The organism is Thalassospira lucentensis, from assembly GCF_050516545.1.
Classification (GTDB): domain Bacteria; phylum Pseudomonadota; class Alphaproteobacteria; order Rhodospirillales; family Thalassospiraceae; genus Thalassospira; species Thalassospira lucentensis_C.
Genome location: NZ_CP191544.1, coordinates 166,000 through 183,957 on the forward strand (window position 1 = coordinate 166,000; position 17,958 = coordinate 183,957).

General features: G+C 50.7%; 17 protein-coding genes. 7 read left to right on the forward strand and 10 right to left on the reverse strand.

The features are described from left to right. Positions 1 to 42 precede the first annotated feature (42 nt). Positions 43 to 2,406 carry an ATP-binding protein gene (locus tag ACQ0MK_RS00690; protein ID WP_430474387.1) on the forward strand — a complete coding sequence of 788 codons (2,364 nt, stop codon included), beginning with the start codon at positions 43 to 45 and terminating at the stop codon, positions 2,404 to 2,406. Continuing rightward, positions 2,399 to 2,788, forward strand: coding sequence for a response regulator (locus tag ACQ0MK_RS00695; protein ID WP_430474388.1), 390 nt, complete (start codon positions 2,399 to 2,401; stop codon positions 2,786 to 2,788). The genes ACQ0MK_RS00690 and ACQ0MK_RS00695 overlap by 8 nt, the downstream gene beginning before the upstream one ends. Positions 2,789 to 3,309: 521 nt before the next feature. Here the strand turns inward: ACQ0MK_RS00695 and ACQ0MK_RS00700 are convergent. The 5 genes from ACQ0MK_RS00700 to ACQ0MK_RS00720 form a co-directional block, all read right to left on the reverse strand. After that, positions 3,310 to 3,639 carry an NIPSNAP family protein gene (locus tag ACQ0MK_RS00700; protein WP_430474389.1) on the reverse strand — a complete coding sequence of 110 codons (330 nt, stop codon included), beginning with the start codon at positions 3,637 to 3,639 and terminating at the stop codon, positions 3,310 to 3,312. Between the two features lie 26 nt (positions 3,640 to 3,665). Further along, the gene (locus ACQ0MK_RS00705) at positions 3,666 to 4,169 is read right to left on the reverse strand and encodes a TRAP transporter small permease (RefSeq protein ID WP_430474390.1); all 504 of its coding nucleotides are present in this window, start codon (positions 4,167 to 4,169) and stop codon (positions 3,666 to 3,668) included. Next, complete coding sequence (locus ACQ0MK_RS00710) at positions 4,166 to 5,458, reverse strand: TRAP transporter large permease (RefSeq protein ID WP_430474391.1); 1,293 nt, start codon at positions 5,456 to 5,458, stop codon at positions 4,166 to 4,168. Before ACQ0MK_RS00710 ends, ACQ0MK_RS00705 begins: the two co-directional genes overlap by 4 nt. A 97-nt stretch (positions 5,459 to 5,555) precedes the next feature. Further along, entirely contained in the window at positions 5,556 to 6,638 is a 1,083-nt protein-coding gene (locus ACQ0MK_RS00715) for a TRAP transporter substrate-binding protein (RefSeq protein ID WP_430474392.1), read from the reverse strand. Beyond that, a complete protein-coding gene (locus ACQ0MK_RS00720; RefSeq protein ID WP_430474393.1) occupies positions 6,635 to 7,603 on the reverse strand; it encodes an NAD(P)-dependent oxidoreductase in 969 nt (322 codons plus the stop codon). The genes ACQ0MK_RS00715 and ACQ0MK_RS00720 overlap by 4 nt, the downstream gene beginning before the upstream one ends. 140 nt (positions 7,604 to 7,743) lie before the next feature. On the opposite strand from ACQ0MK_RS00720, the gene ACQ0MK_RS00725 reads away from it, so the two are divergent. From ACQ0MK_RS00725 to ACQ0MK_RS00735, 3 genes are all read left to right on the forward strand, one after another. After that, a complete protein-coding gene (locus ACQ0MK_RS00725; protein WP_430474394.1) occupies positions 7,744 to 8,478 on the forward strand; it encodes a FadR/GntR family transcriptional regulator in 735 nt (244 codons plus the stop codon). 63 nt (positions 8,479 to 8,541) lie between these two features. Next, a complete protein-coding gene (locus tag ACQ0MK_RS00730) occupies positions 8,542 to 10,206 on the forward strand; it encodes a thiamine pyrophosphate-binding protein (protein ID WP_430474395.1) in 1,665 nt (554 codons plus the stop codon). A 69-nt stretch (positions 10,207 to 10,275) separates the two neighbouring features. Then, positions 10,276 to 11,790 (forward strand): aldehyde dehydrogenase (NADP(+)), encoded by a 1,515-nt coding sequence (locus ACQ0MK_RS00735; protein ID WP_430474396.1) that lies wholly within the window; start codon positions 10,276 to 10,278, stop codon positions 11,788 to 11,790. Between the two features lie 236 nt (positions 11,791 to 12,026). Here ACQ0MK_RS00735 and ACQ0MK_RS00740 read toward each other — a convergent pair whose 3' ends face one another. The 5 genes from ACQ0MK_RS00740 to ACQ0MK_RS00760 form a co-directional block, all read right to left on the reverse strand. After that, positions 12,027 to 12,512 carry a GlcG/HbpS family heme-binding protein gene (locus tag ACQ0MK_RS00740; RefSeq protein ID WP_430474397.1) on the reverse strand — a complete coding sequence of 162 codons (486 nt, stop codon included), beginning with the start codon at positions 12,510 to 12,512 and terminating at the stop codon, positions 12,027 to 12,029. A gap of 19 nt (positions 12,513 to 12,531) precedes the next feature. Then, positions 12,532 to 13,854 (reverse strand): TRAP transporter large permease, encoded by a 1,323-nt coding sequence (locus tag ACQ0MK_RS00745; protein ID WP_430474398.1) that lies wholly within the window; start codon positions 13,852 to 13,854, stop codon positions 12,532 to 12,534. Between the two features lie 4 nt (positions 13,855 to 13,858). Continuing rightward, positions 13,859 to 14,491, reverse strand: coding sequence for a TRAP transporter small permease (locus ACQ0MK_RS00750; protein ID WP_430474399.1), 633 nt, complete (start codon positions 14,489 to 14,491; stop codon positions 13,859 to 13,861). A 90-nt stretch (positions 14,492 to 14,581) separates the two neighbouring features. Next, entirely contained in the window at positions 14,582 to 15,613 is a 1,032-nt protein-coding gene (gene dctP, locus ACQ0MK_RS00755) for a TRAP transporter substrate-binding protein DctP (RefSeq protein WP_430474400.1), read from the reverse strand. 230 nt (positions 15,614 to 15,843) lie between these two features. Then, a complete protein-coding gene (locus ACQ0MK_RS00760; RefSeq protein WP_430474401.1) occupies positions 15,844 to 16,230 on the reverse strand; it encodes a YciI family protein in 387 nt (128 codons plus the stop codon). Between the two features lie 86 nt (positions 16,231 to 16,316). On the opposite strand from ACQ0MK_RS00760, the gene ACQ0MK_RS00765 reads away from it, so the two are divergent. After that, the gene (locus ACQ0MK_RS00765) at positions 16,317 to 17,195 is read left to right on the forward strand and encodes a fumarylacetoacetate hydrolase family protein (RefSeq protein ID WP_430474402.1); all 879 of its coding nucleotides are present in this window, start codon (positions 16,317 to 16,319) and stop codon (positions 17,193 to 17,195) included. Further along, positions 17,195 to 17,845 carry a malonic semialdehyde reductase gene (locus ACQ0MK_RS00770; protein ID WP_430474403.1) on the forward strand — a complete coding sequence of 217 codons (651 nt, stop codon included), beginning with the start codon at positions 17,195 to 17,197 and terminating at the stop codon, positions 17,843 to 17,845. The genes ACQ0MK_RS00765 and ACQ0MK_RS00770 overlap by 1 nt, the downstream gene beginning before the upstream one ends. The last annotated feature ends 113 nt before the right edge of the window (positions 17,846 to 17,958 follow it).

The following is a 17,958-nucleotide window of genomic DNA, read 5'->3' on the forward strand; positions in this document are numbered from 1 at the left end:
GATCTGGCTCTTTCCCGGAAGTTCGCACTGGGGAGCGTTGTGATGACAATATGTGTCACAGTGATTGCTGGTGTCAGTGTGACGTTCTTTGTTCAAAATCAGATTTTACGCGAAGTTGAACAGGAACTAAATCGCGAAGCCGATACAGGTGCACACCGTATCGCACTATATCTTGATAGTATTCATCACAATCTTGATAGCCTCGCGACGTCGAGTTTGATCGTGAATGGCATTGTGGATACATATGGGCGCGATAATTATTTGGTTCCCTTCCTTCAAGGGTTTCGCATTTCCGATAGTTTGCCCACTGACGTTGGTTTGTTTGATTATAACGGTAAGGTTATTGGGCGATCCAGTCAGGACGTACCTGCCGATATTTCCCAGACGGAAGGTTTCTCTGCCGCTCTTTCAGGCGACATTCGTGTTGAGTATGTTCATCCTGCGAACAGCAGAAAATCATATATCACAATCAGTTATCCTGTCTTCTATCCGGCATCGCAAAGTGTCGAAGGTGTTTTGCTTGGACGCATTCATCTTGTTGAGTTGCCGGGTGAGCTTTCTAGAAGAGATGGCGCACCCTTCTTCTTCAAATTGACTGATATTGATGGTGAGAAAGTTGGAAATTGGGTGTGGCCGGACCACCAGAAGGTGCTTGAGCACAGTTATGATGTCGACTTGAAGGCGCCGTTGAACCAGTTGGGACTAAAGTTCCATGTTGCGCGGGTTACGAATGAGGCGCTGTCACCTGTTCGACGACTTGTGTCGAATATTGTCGTATTTGCGGTTCTGTTTGTTGTGATTACGACGTTGGTGGCCGTTTTCGTTGGTCGACAGCTTAGCAATCCATTGCGGTTGTTGGAAAGAACGGCATCGCGGATCGCGAAAGATGGATACTTCGATGTCGAATTGCCCCATCTGGGCAATGACGAAGTCGGACGCCTTGCAAGTAGTTTCCGTGAAATGCTGGGCCATATCAACGTTTCTTATAGCGTCCTTGAAGCCCGTGTAACGTCGCGGACAAGAGAACTTGATGAAGCACAATTGCGTTTGCGAGACAGCGCCAATCAGCTCCAATCCATTCTTGATAACGTTGTTGATACGATTGTGACCGTCGATACCTATGGGCGCATTCAATCATGCAATAATACGGGTCAGGAGCTTTTTAAATGCTCTGTAGACCAGGTCCTTGGCAAGAATATCATCGATTTCATTGATGTTCGCGATCTTGAGGTGTTTCTGGTTCCGACATCCGACCAGTTCAATCGTGATCAACAACGCATTATGAAAGAAGCGGTTCTTTATCCGGTTCACGGTGATGCAGTACCGATTGAATATGCGGTTGGTGAACGGATGGAAATCGAAGGCAAGCGCCTTATGACTTTGCTCATTCGCGATATCACCAAACGCAAAGAGGTTGAAAAACTCAAAGAAGAGTTCATTTCATCGGTTAGTCATGAATTGAGAACTCCGTTGACTTCAATCACCGGGGCTTTGTCTCTTGCTAAACGCGATGCGGTTGTGCCGCAGTCCGAACGTTTGCAAAAACTTCTTGATGTGGCGTTGGATAACTCACGACGGTTAGGCGATCTGGTGAATGATATTCTCGACCTTGAGAAGCTTGAGAACGGGAAAATCAGTTTCACTCTTGAAGACCTTGATCTTGGCGTGTTGGTTCAAAAATCAATTGATGCCTTTGCGCCTTATGTGCGAAAGCACGGTAAGGAAGTCAGGGCCGTCCCGCCGACGCAATCCTTCGAAGTCCTCGGGGACGCCGGGCGTTTGATGCAGGTGATGAATAACCTGCTCTCGAATGCGGCGAAATATAGTGGTGAAAACTCAAGAATTGATGTTGTCGTGGCCGCCATTGGCAGCACTGTAAGAGTCTCGGTCATTGATCAGGGACCAGGTATTCCATCGTCCCTACGTGAACATATGTTTAGCCGGTTTTGGCAGGCGGACGGATCAAACACCAAAAAAGCAAGCGGCACAGGATTGGGCTTGGCCATTACCAAATCCTTGATGGAAGGCAATGGTGGTACTATTGGCTATCGTTCACGTGCCGATGTGGGGTCAATATTCTATATTGATTTACCAATAAAACAGGTTGGGGACCTGCAACATGTACCAGAAAAAAGTGTGATTGCCGTAGGGCCATGTGATGGACAGACATTGCTGGAAATGAAGCAAAAAACCAATACCCTTGAAAATACGGAACTGTTTGCGATATCGCGTCCGGCACAGGCTGTCCTTTATCTTGAAAGTGGCGCATTTTCCAAAAAAGTACATGTTCTGCCGTCGGACGGAGAACAAGACAGCCCCACTGATCGGATACAGGATCTGTTAACAGAGAAAAATAACGGATCATTGAAATATGATCTTCATTGGTTGAGTACGAAAAATGACTGAAGAAAAAGAACTTAATCGGATTTTCGTCGTTGAAGATGACGTTGATATTCAGTTCATTATTGAAATGGCGTTGGTGGAATTTGGCGGCTTTGAAGTCGTTATCTGCCCGGATGGCAATACCTTGTTCAATAAATTGGAAAACAGCCAGCCTGATTTAATTCTTCTGGATGTGATGCTTCCCGATGATGATGGGCCGACAATTATTACGAAATTAAAGAAGGATCCTGCCTACGCGGACATACCGGTTATTTTTGCAACCGCGAGAGTCCGTGGTAAGGATGTGCAATCTTACATGGATTTGGGAGCGATTGGCGTACTATCAAAACCATATGAGATCGAAGAATTGTGCGACCAAATTCGGGATATGTTCCATCAGTCGTGATTGGTAACTGCGTGATATCGGAATTTATGCCAGCAGATGAGAAAGACAATTTCTTATTCTCTCGGTCCAGTCATTGGCAGACGGAAAAATGCGTCAGTACCTGAATACGAATTAGCGATTTTGTTGGGTATCAGAATGCGAAAAAATAGAAATGTCATCCTTTATGACAATCGCGCAGGTTTTGTCACCTTTTGTGGCGGCCGACAGTATATAATCATATTATATGACTATTCTTCCTAGGATATCTATTCCGACATCATTACTTTTTGATTTTCCAAAACCCTGACTGTCATAATCTGGGGGCGGATTGTCTGGAAGATCAGCACCCCAGGACAGAGACCGCGATCATTTGAAAACATTGGTATCCAGACTTTTAACACAGTTAGGGCTTTATAAGCCGCCTAAGGTTTACGAGATGTTTCAGATTTAAAACTGGAATAAAGTAGAAAAAAATTGTGCATTGAACACGCGAAAGCCCCCTGCTGGAAAAAGCAGGGGGCTTATCAATGCCCGGAAGCTGATTAGTCTTTGTTCAAGGCTGAGAAGAACGGAGTTGGGACTAGGATTTTATTGACCTGGCTGACCAGATAGCCAGCTTCTGCCGATTTCTTCAGGTATTCCTGCCAGGCTGGATCATCTTTCAGATTGGCGCGTTTAGCTGCGCGGTCTGCGGCACTTTCATACTGCCAGATATGAACATATGAATTCACATCACCGGTTTCGGTCGCGCCATAAACGGCAGGATCGCCAAGGTGCTTTTTCTGAATTTGCCAACCTTCTGCTTCGTAAAGCTTGAGGTGTTTGCCAATTGTGCCCGGGCGGCAGGTATAGGTGCGATGGTCGTAAATCATGACGGAATTCCTTGTTTTCGTGGAGATCAAATATCGTCGATGACGTCAACCTCGGCAGCATGCCGGGGTGAATGTCTGAAAAGATCGGAGATGGCGTAGATCAGCATGATGGCGGCACTGATCGGTATGGAGACATACAGAATGGCAACCGGCATGCCGATGATTGGTGTGAGGGCGGAGCTTTTCTGCGTAAGGTTGATGCCTTCGAACAGCAAAAAACCCAGAAAGAAAATGTCGATCAATGAGATGACGATCGTATGCAGCCGGCGTTTGGCCCAAGGCAACGTGTAATAGAGCCAGTCGATCCGGAAATGCTGATTTTCACGCCATAGTTCGGCCGCGCCAAAGAAAACCATCCAGGCAAAACACAGTTCGATGATTTCATCGTACCAGCCCAATGAAAACCAGCCAGTGACGCGAGCAACCACATTGCCGCCCAAAATGAACATAAGGACGAGCAGGCATGCGATCGAAACAGTACGTAAGACCAAGCCAATTGTCATATCAATGCGGGAGAACGTTTTGATCATCTGGATCCTCCCATCACCAATTCAGGCAACCAGGTCGAAATCTGCGGGATGAAGATGACCAGTAGAAGAACGGCAATGATCCCCAGAAGGTAGGGCCAAAGTTCACGGACAAGCGCTGCGACGGGAACTTTCGTCACGCTGGAAATCGCAAACAGAACCATACCGACAGGCGGGGTGAGCAATCCAATCATGGAACACATGATCATGATGACGCCAAACTGAATCGGGTCGACGCCCAATGTCGACATGATCGGCATAAAGATCGGAACCGTAATCACAATGACGGCAATGCCTTCAAGGAACATGCCAAGCACCAGCAGAATGGTAACAATCAGTGACATGATGACGATCGGGTTCTCCGAGATCGAGAGAAGTGCGTTAATGACACTGTTTGGGACGCGCTGGTGGATTAGAAGCCAACCAAAGAAGCCCGCCGCGGCGATGACAAACAGGACACGAATGGTGTGAAGCAGCGTATCCCACAGGATCGCAGGCAATGCTTTCAGATCGATTTCCCGGTAGACAACCAATCCAAGGAATGCGGCATAGAAACTGGCCGTAACGCCGGCTTCTGTCGGAGTGAAAACGCCGCTCAGAATCCCGGCAATGATAATAAACGGTGTTCCAAGTGGCAGAAGGGCACCTTTGAAGGAGTCCCACACTTCGCGATAACTTGCGCGCATTTCGCGTGGAAATTTACGGATGACCGCAACAACATAAACAGCAACCATGAGGGCGGCAGCCATCAGAAGCCCCGGAACAACCCCGGCAAGAAACAGTTTAACAACTGACACGCCGGTCAGGCTGGCAAAGATAACAAATGGAATGCTGGGTGGGAAAACAGGTCCAATGGTCGAGGATGCTGCGGTAATGGCAGCAGCAAACCGTTCGTCATACCCACGGTCTTTCATGGCCTTGAATTCAACTTGGCCAAGGCCGGCCGCGTCAGCAACAGCAGCACCGGACATCCCTGAGAAAATCAAGCTGGCCAGAACGTTTACCTGACCCAGTCCACCACGAATATGTCCGACAAGTGCCGCAGCAAACCGGAAGATACGTTCGGTGACACCGCCGGTATTCATCAGATTTCCGGCCAAAATGAAGAATGGTATGGCCAGAAGGGTAAAAGATGTGGTTGCCGAATACATGCGTTGCGGCAACATGGTCAGAATTGCGGGCTCGCCCAGCGCCAGATAGGTGCCGACGGCAGTAACACCCAGTGCGATAGCAATAGGCACACCAAGTATAATCAGCCCCACGAGTGCGAGTAGCACAATAAGTGCAAGCATGGTCTCAGACTTTCAGAAAATTCGGCGATGATGGAGAGGATGCAAAGCACCCTCTCCGACAGTATCTGGTCCGTACCTGATGGATCAGGACGACCAGTTATTTCCTAATAAAGCCGAGAAATGTTTTCATGTTTTCTTCGCCGGAATATTCGCTGACGCGATCATATGCCGGACCCATTTTTTCTTTGAACTTTTCAAGGTCAGGCTCGGTGATCTGAACGCCGCTTTCCTTGATTTTAGCAAGTTCTTCGGCTTCTTGTTTTTGAACAAGCTCACGCATCAAATTGCCGGCAGAGACACTTTCCTCGCGGAGAATGGCTTGCTGGTCTGCAGAGAAAGAGTCCCACTTCGCCTTGTTGATCACGTGAACCATCGAATTATAAACGTGACGTGTCAGGGCGAGGTTCTCCTGCAATTCGTACATTTTATAATGATAGATAACACCGATCGGATTTTCCTGACCGTCAACAACACCGGCAGTCAGCGCACCCGGGAGTTCTGGGAAGGCAATCTGGGTCGTCTGGGCACCAGCAGCTTCAAGAGCAGCCACGATTTGCAGTTCTGGCGGCGTACGCAATTTCAAGCCTGCCAGATCTTCCGGCGTGTTGATCGGGCGTACCGAGTTGGTCACGTTCCGGAAGCCATATTCCCAGTTTGACAGCATGACCAAGCCTTTTTCTTCAAGCTTGGGGGCTGCCCATTCCATGAAGGGACCGTCAAGGACTTCATGGGCGTGGTCGTAGCTACGGAACGCGAACGGTGTCATTACCGTACCGAAGGCTTTTTCGTATTTGTCCAGGCCGCCTTGGGTCGGCAGGTTCATATCAATGATCCCAAGAACAGTTTGTTCAAGCTGCTCAGGCGGTGCGCCCAATTCGTTCGCTGGATAAAGTTCAACGATGATTTCACCGTTGCTGCGTGTTTCAACATTCTCCTTGAATTGCTTTGCAGCAATATGACCAGGATGTGTTTCAGCGGCGAAATGGGATAAACGTAATACGATTTCTGCCTGTGCAGACGACATGGCAGAGACAGAAAGAAGCGTTGCGGCAACCGACAAGGCGGCTGTTTTGAGTTTCAAGTTTTTCAAGATGTTTCCTCCGTTGGGATATGAATGCGTTTTCTGCGCTTTTTGTTTTTGGGGGGGATGGTTAGCCCCCATGAGAAACCGTTGCGTCATTTCTCTTTCGGGAAAGAAGCCTCGACCCCTGAAAGTTGTTCATAGGCCTTAATGACTGCGGTGCAGCCTTCCTGACCAAAGCCCATGATCGATGCGAGTGAATAGGTTTGATGAACCGATGAGGCGAGGAAGCCGGGAAGGCCCGCTTTTTCAAGCCAGCGAACGTAATAACCGACATCCTTTTCAGCCCACTCAAGTGCCATATGCGGGGTAAAGTCACGTTCGAGCGTTTTGCGACCATAAAGGTCCATCATGCCGCTTTTGCCGCCTGCCGCCGAGATGATGTCGATGACTTTGGTCATGTCCAGACCTTCTTTGGCGGCCAGAGCAAACCCCTCGCAGAAGGTGGCGACATTGGCGAAGGCAATGAAGTTATGGATGAGTTTCAAGCGGATTGCATGACCGCTTGGCCCGACATGGAAAATGTTCTCTGCATAGGTATCAAATAACGGACGCAAGTCTTCGAGAAGAACGGTGTCCCCCCCATACAGCACATTTACACAGCCCTGTTCAGCATGGATGGGGGTGCGTGTCATCGGGGCTTCGCAATAGCGGATACCGGCCTTTTCACAGGCTTTGCTCATCAGGTCGACGTGATCAGGACTGGTTGTGGTGTGATCAAGCAGAATCTGACCGGGTTTCATGTCTTGCAGGCAACCGGTTTCACTGTCGATTGTCAGTTTCTGAACATCTTCGGCCTTGCCGATACAGAAGGCGAGAACATCACAGCTGCGTGCCATGTCACGTACAGATGAGGCGACAATAGCCCCACGGCTTTCGGCGAGTTTTACTTTTTCCGGGTCCAGATCAAGCACGTGTACCGTGATCCCTTTTAGGAGCATGTTCTTGACAAGCCCGCTGCCCATTCCACCCAATCCGACAAAGCCGACTACTTTATTAAACGCCACGTTTTCCTCCATTTTGCGATCTGCACCACCGTTCGACAGTGCATAGATAGCTTTCATTGAAATCGGCATAGCATGTCTTCTTGTTGTCTGACAACCTGTTTTTATGTTGACAAAATAATAGTTGCCCATGCATAAGGACCGCATGATAACGATCAGGGTATGCTGATTGAAACTTCACGAATAAAGGGCATTTTTAGGTGGACTCTTTCACGCGACTAAGCCGACGTCCTAGTTTGACTGACGATGTCTCGCAGAAACTTTCCCGGATGATTCTGGAAGGACAGCTTGCCGCTGGCGAACAGCTTCCGACGGAACAAAGTCTTGCGGAAAGTTTCGGGGTGGCGCGTACCGTCGTTCGAGAGGCCGTTTCCCGTCTGAAGCACGATGGTCTGGTTGATTCCCGGCAGGGTGTTGGTGCCTTTGTTGCCGAGGCAAGTGCTCGGAGTGCGTTTCGGATCAGTCCGGCTTGTTTTGAAAAACGCCAAAAACTGCTGGAAATCCTGCAGTTGCGGACCGGTATATCGTCCGAAGCAGCAGGCTTGGCCGCCAATCATCGCACGGATATGGATTTGCAATTCATGGATGGTGCATATCGTGAGATGGAAAGCTCCTTGTTCGTGGCCGATGAAGGTGCTGAAACACATGTTCTTGCGGAACGCAGCTTTTATCAGCGCATCGCGGAAGCATCCGGCAATCAGTATATCTCAGAGTTTCTATCGATGCTCGATACACGCATCGATATGGAGTTGCGTTCAGTTGCGGTCAAAAATGCGCGTGTAACGGAATGGAGCGCAGAAGTTCTGGCTGAGCACAAAGCGGTTCTTGATGCCATTCGTGCACAGGATGAAAATGCTGCGTCACAGGCCGTACGATATCACTATTCGCTTGCGGCTAAACGGTTGGCGGACCGTGCAGACTTGGCCGATACATAGGGCGTAAGGAGCTTTTGCTCCTGCGCGAAATCTCAAATCATAACAAATTATTTGGAGGCACCGATGCATCGCACGGGCGGTCAACTGATCACTGATGTCTTGGTTCAGCAAGGTGTAGATAGAATTTTCGGAGTACCAGGAGAAAGTTTTCTGGCTGTTCTTGATGCGCTAGTCGATACCGCGCAGATTGAATTCATCGCGACCAAACATGAAGGTGCCGCATCATTCATGGCGGATGCCGACGGTAAGTTGACCGGACGGCCCGGTATTGTTTTGGTTACGCGTGGTCCGGGGGCATCAAATGCCTATGCTGGTGTGCATGTTGCCTATCAGGATTCGACACCGCTGATTATGATGGTCGGGCTAATCGGGCGCGCAGACGAAGAACGCGAAGCCTTTCAGGAATTTGATCTCAAGGCGATTTTTGGCACACAAACCAAATGGACGGCCGTGATCAATGATGCGTCTCGTATTCCAGAACTTTTGACCCGCGCGTTTCAGGTAGCCGTATCCGGACGACCGGGGCCGGTCGTTATCGGGTTGCCAGAAGATATGCTGCGTGACGTGGTAGAAGCAAAAACACTGCCGGCGCGTGTTCGCCCGGTTCAGGCATCGCCTGCTGCATCACAAGTTTCAGAAATCGCAACCGTCCTGTCGAAGGCCAAAACGCCATTGGTGATTGTCGGTGGGGAAACATGGGATGAGCAATCCTGTGATGATCTGGCCAAATTTGCGTCTATGTGGCATCTTCCGGTTGCGTGCAGTTTCCGCAGTCAGGATCGGCTTTCTGCTTTGCACGCATCCTATGTTGGCGATGCGGGTCTTGGAATTAACCCTGCTTTGGCAAAGCGCATTCGTGACGCGGATGTCTTGTTGGTTCTTGGGGCGCGGTTGGGTGATTGTACGACATCTGGCTATACACTGCTTGATGTGCCGGTTGCGCAACAGAAAGTGCTGCATGTCCATCCTGATGCCAATGAAATCGGCCGCGTCTATGCGCCGGAGCTTGGTATTTGTAGCGGCATGAAGCAGGCCTTGCAGGCCTTAGTCGAACTTGATGCTCCTCAGGTAACCGAAACTTGGGTTGAGTGGGCGCAAGTTGCACGTGATGATTACCTGAAATGGTCGACCCCTAATAAGACATCACACGGGCCCGTTAATCTGGCTGCGGTGATGGAATATCTGAATGAAAATCTGCCAGATGACGCCATTCTGACGAATGGGGCGGGGAACTATACCGTCTGGGTACATCGTTTTTATAAACACCGTCGTTATAGAACACAGGTTGCACCGACCTCAGGTACGATGGGATATGGGTTGCCTGCTGCGATTGCAGCAAGCCTGCGCCATCCTGATCGCTTAAGCATATGTTTTGCGGGCGACGGCTGTTTCCAAATGACATTGCAAGAACTTGCAACGGCACAGCAGTTCGGTGCGCGGGTTATTGTGATCTTGGTGAATAATGGGATGTATGGCACGATCCGTATGCATCAGGAGAAAACTTACCCGGGGCGTGTCAGTGGAACGGATATCGTTAATCCCGATTTCGGAAAGCTGGCTGAGGCTTATGGGATTTTCACATCAAAAGTGGAAAAAACCGATCAATTCTCAGCAGCGTTTGACGCGGTTGTCGCATCTGGTAAATCAGGTATCATCGAAGTGATCACGGACCCTGAAGACTTAACGCCGCGCTTCTCCTTGTCCGAGCTTCGTGCGAGTGCGAAATAACAAGATTTTTTCGCCTGCCCGTCACAAAGTGAAATTGATCTGACCGCTTCACACAAACAGGGAAACTCAATGTCCTATACACTAACCGGCAAACATCTGATCGCAGGCGACTGGGTCGCAGGTGAGACGACGTTTCAGTCCGAACCGGCACATGGCCCGGCCAATACATTCCCGGTCGGAACCCCGGCCCTTGTGGATCAGGCAGCCAAAGCTGCCGAAGACGCATTCTGGACGTTTGGCTATGCCACCCGCGAAGAACGCGCAAAGCTTCTAAACACCATTGCCGATGAAATCGATGCACGCGGTGACGAAATCACCGAAATCGGCACGCAGGAAACCGGTCTGCCCGAAGCCCGTCTTCAGGGCGAGCGTGGCCGCACAGTTGGCCAGTTGCGTTTGTTCGCAAGCCACATCCTTGATGGGGCCTATCTTGATCGTCGCTATGACGAAGCATTGCCTGATCGTGCGCCATTGCCGCGTCCGGATCTGCGTTTGATGCAGCGCCCGATTGGCCCGGTTGCCGTATTCGGTGCCTCGAACTTCCCGCTGGCCTTTTCGGTTGCCGGTGGCGATACCGCAGCGGCCCTGGCCGCAGGCTGCCCGGTTGTGGTAAAGGGCCATTCCGCCCATCCGGGAACCGGTGAAATCGTTGCACAGGCAATTGATGTGGCAATTAAGAAATGCGGTGTTCATCCCGGCGTCTTCAGCCTTATTCAAGGTGGCAAGCGCGATGTTGGCCAAAGCCTGGTGCAGCATCCATTGATCAAGGCGGTCGGCTTTACCGGATCGCTTGGCGGTGGTCGTGCGCTGTTTGATCTGTGTGCGGCACGCCCGGAACCGATCCCGTTCTTTGGCGAACTGGGTTCGGTCAATCCGATGTTTATGATGCCTGCTGCCGTTAAGGCACGCGGTGCTGCGCTTGGTACGGGGTGGGCCGGGTCACTGACCATGGGTGCGGGGCAGTTCTGCACCAATCCGGGGATTGCGGTTGTGATTGACGGGCCGGATGCAGATGCCTTTATCGCATCGGCCAAAGAAGGTTTGTCGGGCGTTGCCGCCCAGACCATGCTGACCGATGGCATGGCAGAAACCTATCGCGCCGGTGCCAAACGGATTGCCGGAACGTCTGGTGTGAAAGACGTTCTGACCACGTCATGTGATCTTCGCAATGCAACGCCTTATCTGTTTGAAACCACCGGTGAGAACTGGCTTTCAAACCATGAACTGGGTGAAGAGGTCTTTGGACCGCTTGGTCTGGTCGTGCGGGTTAAAGATGTCGTGGAAATGCGCACTATTGCCAAATCGCTTGAAGGTCAGTTGACCTGCACGCTGCATCTGGACGCCGATGATGCGGCCGATGCCCGTTCATTGCTTCCGATTTTGGAACGCAAAGCAGGGCGTGTTCTGGCCAACGGTTTCCCGACCGGGGTGGAAGTTTCCGACACCATGGTTCATGGCGGGCCGTATCCGGCATCGACCAACTTTGGCGCAACATCGGTTGGGACGATGTCGATCCGGCGTTTCTTGCGTCCGGTTTGCTATCAGAACATTCCGGCGGATGTCCTGCCGGCTGATATTGCCTGATACGCGGTACGCATATCAGGATGATGTTCGAATGATCATTAAGCTTGATCTTTGGTGCGCAATATGACCGATCCAAAACAGGCTGCCTCGAATGTTTGGGCAGCCTGTTTTTTGTTTGATGTTTGTGCTTCGGTGCAAAAAAAAACGGGGTTCCAGTATGACCTGAAACCCCGAGGCTTCACCTACAGATCCCCCCCTAAGATAGAGAGGGGGAAATCAATGCGACTTTGCATTGATCAATGTTGATCTGATAGGGAGGATGCCTGCCAGTTCGGATCAATATCCGCTGGTTTTGATGTGTAGCCAGTTACCTGAATGGCGAGAACAGCGCAGTATTCGTCTTTTTCAGACGTATCGCCGCTGACCCCGACGGCCCCGATGACCATGCCGTCGGAATTCTCAATGAGAACTCCACCGGGAACAGGAATAAAACGCCCGTCTGAGGCAACAGCCAACGAGGTCTGGAACGACGGTCGGGCTGCCAGATAGTCGCGGATGGTTCTGCTTGAAAGGCCCATGCCAAGTGCCCCCCATGCTTTGCCATAGGCAATGTCAAAGCGCAAAAGACCGCTGCCATCCTCTGATTTCATCGCAACAAGTCGCCCGCCGGAATCAAGTATGGCAACGGTAAGAGGTTTCATTTGTTCCTTGCGACCGGTCTTGATCACTGCGTCCATGAGCTTTTCGGCTGTGGCAAGTGAAAGGCTTGATACGAGTTTCATAGTCTATTCTTCCTTGGGATTAATTGCGCATCAGGTCTGGGAGCCAGGTAACGATTTCCGGAAATGCCAGCAGGACGATGATTGTGACGACGTCTGCAATGAAAAATAGCATGATGCCCCGGAAAACATCGGGCAAGGGAATGTCTGGTCTGACTGCGTTAACGACAAAGCAGTTCAGTCCGATTGGGGGGGTGACAAGGCAAATCTCTGCCATTTTGACAACAATGATACCAAACCAGATGGAATCAAACCCCAATGCCATCACTGCCGGATAGACAACTGGCAGCGTCAAAAGAAGCATTCCAATGGCATCCATAAACATGCCGAGAATGGCATAGGCCAACAAAATGCAGATCATGATCACCATCGGAGGCGCATCAATTGAGACGATCCAGGCTGTAAAGGCCTCGGCGACGCCAGAAAACCCGAGAAAACGAACAAAGATCGTTACACCCCATATGAGCGAAAAGATCATTACGGTCAGTTTTGCAGATTCCATCAATGATGCCGTGATCGACTTTACGCCGACACCGCGGAATATTGCGACGGCAAAAACAATACCGGCACCAAGGGCGCCAGCTTCTGTCGGGGTTGCCCATCCCTGATAGATTGCCGAGATAATGACAGTTACCACCAGCATGATCGGTATAAGAGGTGGTAATGAGGTTGCCCGCTCGCCCCATGTCGCGCCGGGGACAGAAGGTGCGGCCTCTGGGCGGATCATGGCCCATAAGACAATGATCAATGCATATATCAGGGCTGAGACCAGTCCTGGCAGGAACCCTGCTAGCAGTAATCGCCCGACAGATTCTTCGACGATAATCGCATATATGACCAGAATTGCTGATGGGGGGATCAAAGTTGCCAAGGTGCCACCAGCGGCCACGACGCCTGCTGCCAGACGGCGGTCATAGCCATATTTTAGCATTTCGGGGATAGCGACCCGCGAAAAAACAGCCGATGTTGCTGTTGAGGCGCCCGAAACAGCCGCGAACCCGGCAGTGGCAAGAACTGTCGCGACGGCCATGCCACCCGGAAGCCAGCCAAGCCATTTCTGAGCCGCGTTAAACAGCTGTGCGGTCATGCCGGCATGAAAAGCGACGAACCCGATAAAGATAAACATCGGAAGGACGCTTAGGGCGTAGATGGTTGATTTTGCGTGCGGAACAATGCCGATGACGCCTGCAGCAGGGCCCCATCCGATTAGTTCAACCAGACCAAGGAGGCCAACGATGGCTGCTGCAAAAACAACACGTACCCCAAGAAATACCAGTAAAACCAGCAGGCCAATGCCAATCGCACCAACCAACAGCGGGTGTTCAAATCCTAGTCCTATCAGCATTGGCTCAGGCTTTCTTCGTTAAAGGGTCGCTGAGCGCATCGTGCGCTTCTTCCCTGGCGGTTTCAGCGGCATCCTTGATCAGAACAACACCTTCTGGTGATTTCGTCGGATCAAGGACAAGTCTTAAGGAGCCGGCAAGCTGGATTGTCAGGCGGAGAAACCAGAACGTGAAAGCAATCGGCACCAGCAACTTTGAGGGCCAAACCGGAAACTCTGCATCAATGGTCGTATCACCGAGTTGATAGGACCGCAGGAAATGCTCGGCACTGTACCTGGTCAGAATGGCGATGATTGCCATGCCAACAATCAGGCCAATGATCTCGGCCAGCCAAAAGGCGCGTCCTTTGAGATTGCCAACAACCAGTTCCATGCGGACATGTCCGCCAAGGCGTTGGGTATAGGCAGCGCCCAGAAACGCCATGCCCGCCATCGAAAGCTCAACTAAATCGATGTATCCCGAAATCGGTATCCCGAAGACGCTGCGCAGAGTGATCTGCGCGATCCCCAAAAGCATGAGAAGAAAGATAAAGGTCGCGGCAACAAAGTTTGTGGCGTTTTCAATCGGTGACAGCCAGCGATCCAATCTGCCGACAATGCCTTGGGGGTCTCTGTTTGGAGGTTTGGGGCTATCGGTCATCATGTGGTTCCGTAAAATAGTTTGGATTAGGTTGGGTGCAGGGCGGGTTGCTAATCCGTCCTGCACTTTTCGTTGCGTTGTTAGTGGTTCTTATTGTTTTCGGGCTTCTGCTGCGTAACTCAGCAACGCATCAAGAACACCTTGTGCATCGAACGATGATTGGTTTTCCTTGACCCATTCATTCCAAATTGGTTGACCGGCCACCTCACGGAATTGATCGAGTTTTTCTTCGCTATATTCGATTTTGTGCAGCGTGCTTTCGAACTTCACCAGATTGACGGCATCTTGTTTGGCATAGGCGCGTTGGACCGTCTCCAGAACCAGATCGCGATTGTCCATCAAGAGTGATTGATAAGAATCTGGCAGCGCCTCAAATGATGTTTTGTTCAGGACCCAGCCGCATTCCGACGTTCCAGGTGCCATATTGGCGGTATACCAGTCGGCCTCTTCATCGATCTTGAATGCCGCATGGGCATAGGTGAATGGAAATGCAGCCGCATCAATTGTGCCGTTCTGGAATGCGGTGAGAGTTTCAGTCGCCGACAGGGTCTGCTTGGTTGCGCCAAGCTGTTCCATCGCATCGCCCAATCCACCACCGGCACGGATCTGAAGGCCTTTCCAGTCTTCAAGTTTTTCTGGGGGAGTTCCCTTGCCCATGAATTCGAACTGCGGGAGCAGGCCAGAGGCATAGGGGATCGCATTCCATTTTTCCATGTCTGCGACAATTGCCGGATGTTCGAACATCTTTTTGCGCACATAGATGTCAACTTCTGGTTCGCCGATCGGCAAGAAGGGGAGAGAGAAGACCATCCATGCGGGGTTTTTGCCCGGGTGATAGAAATTACAAATCCCGGCCCCTTCAAACGCATTCAATTTCAGACCGTCTAGCGCTTCGCGTGCTGGGCCAAGTTGCTCTGCATAAAAGATTTTGATCTGGAATTTGCCGCCGGTTTCTTCTTTGACCTTCTCAGCAAGTGCTTCCATGCCCGATGTCAGGGCACGTGGGTTGCCATACATGGAAATTTTCCAGAATACGGACGGGCCATCAATATTGGCTGCGATCGCGGACTGCCCTAGAAGCAGTGCTGCCATTGCCGATGTCGTTATCAGTGCTTTTCTCATTGGTCTTCTCCCTGTGGTGTCTTACTCAAAATTTGAGGACTGGCTGTGCCAGTATGTTTGTGCCGTTGATGGCATCTTGCGGTTTCTTGGTCTCGGGATGCTGTTGGGTGAACCGACTCGGTCAGTTGTGCTTCAACAACATGTATCTATTGTTCTGTGATCAGGATGGTCTTGATGTTTGGACCGGTGCTTTGGAGCCGCTTGCTTTGTTGAGAGACGTTCGAACGGCATCACCTGAGTTCCACCGATTTTGTCGATAGACCGACTGACAGGGACAACGCCCCTTCATTGACCAGCCATCGGCGCAATTCAAACCGCCGGGCACTTTGTCGATGCATTGGATCGTCTTCTGCCAAGGCGCGTGCCGCATCAAGGGATGAAGCCCTGTAAACCATCAATCCTGCACCTTCGATATGTGTGCCGGCTTCGTTGGACATTGGTCCGGCCATTACAAGGTGGCCGTTTTGTTCAAGCTTGCGTTGATAGGCAAGATGGTCTGGCAGCGTTGCAGCCAGTTTTTCCACGTCACCTGTTGGTGTTGAGAACACGACATACAGCTCAAGCGCCAGCGCACCGCGTGCGGATGCCTCTGCTTTGTAATCGTTCCATTCGGGCATGTGACACCTTTCTAAAAATATCGATATTAATTGACATACGACATTTTTATCGGCAAAAGAAGAAAAAACCAAATAGAGGAATTGATATGAAACTTCTGGTGGGCACTTATGACGGTGCAACGTCCGTATACAAGGTGGACCAAGGAAAAGCGGTCAATCTGACGCAAGCGCTTTCAGGTGTTGGCTGTGACTTGGCGGGACTGATCGGCAATCCCGACCTGTTGAAACAGGCGCAGGAACTAACGGTTGGTCAAAGTGCTGTTGACGTTTCGGATATCACACCGGCCTTGTCGATAAACAACCCGGGTAAGATCCTGTGTCTTGGGTTGAACTATATCGAGCATATCAAGGAAGGTGGTTACGACATTCCTGATTACCCCGCCATTTTCATGCGTACGCGTCAGTCAATTATGGCTGCGGGGGAGCCTCTTGTTCGGCCGAGTTGTTCTGAGAAACTCGACTATGAGGCAGAACTTATGGTTGTGATCGGTAAGGGTGGTCGGCATATCTCTGAAGAAAATGCACTTGATCACGTCTTTGGTTATACGGTGTTCAATGATGGTTCTGTCCGGGACTATCAACGCAAAACACATCAATGGACGCCGGGTAAGAATTTCGACAAGACCGGTGCGATTGGGCCATTCGTTGTTACGGCAGATGATCTTCCTGAGGGGGCAAAAGGTCTTAAGATTGAAAGCCGTGTCGGGGACGAAGTTCTGCAAAGTTCCAATACAGGCAATATGATTTGGTCCGTTGCACAGGCGATTGCGATCATGTCAGAGTTCACGACACTTGAAGCGGGAGATTTGATTGCGATGGGCACGCCTCCTGGCGTGGGTCATGCCAAAAAACCGCATCCGCGTTGGCTGTGCCCCGGCGAGGTCGTGGAGATTGAAATTGAACAAATTGGTATTTGTTCAAATCCAATTGTCGACGAAGCTGATCTTGTTGCTGGGGCTGCTTGATGAGTGACGCAACATCATCACCGCAGGCAGCTCAGGAAGAAGTGATGGCCGTGCGTGCTGCCAAGCGCCATCTTGATGAGGCGTCTATTGACGTTATCCTGAGAAAAGCACGTTCACATTACGCTTGGACGGACAAGCCCGTAACTGATGCAGTTCTGCGAGAGTTGTATGACATCACGATTGCCGGCCCGACGAGCATGAATACCTGTCCTGCCCGCTTTGTGTTTGTGCGTGATGCCGAAAACAAGGAACGGTTGGCAAAGGCGTTAAAAGCGAAAAATATCGACAAGATGATGGCCGCACCGGTAACGGCTATTATCGCACATGATCCTGAATTCTGGACGCAATTGCCTTTTCTGTTTCCACACGAAGACCGACGCCCGCATTTTGAAGGAAAACCGGAACATTGCGAGATTACGGCACTTCGAAACTCAACGCTTCAGGGGGCCTATTTCATGATTGCGGCACGCGCCCTTGGCCTTGATGTTGGGGCAATGTCAGGATTTTCGAACGAGATTGTCGATAAAGAGTTCTTTTCACAGAACGGATGGAAGTCGAATTTCCTCTGCAACATTGGTTATGCAGATGAAAAGGCGCTGTTCCAGAAGTTGCCACGTTTCGCGTTTGATGAGGTGTGCAGCATTTCCTAACCATGCGGAGAAGAAACCGCAGTCCGGATCAGATCAAGCTAAAAAACATCGTTGTTGATCCTCTTGTTGGGTTGGCTTCGAAAAACGCGCAAAGCGCAAATCAGGGAGGATCA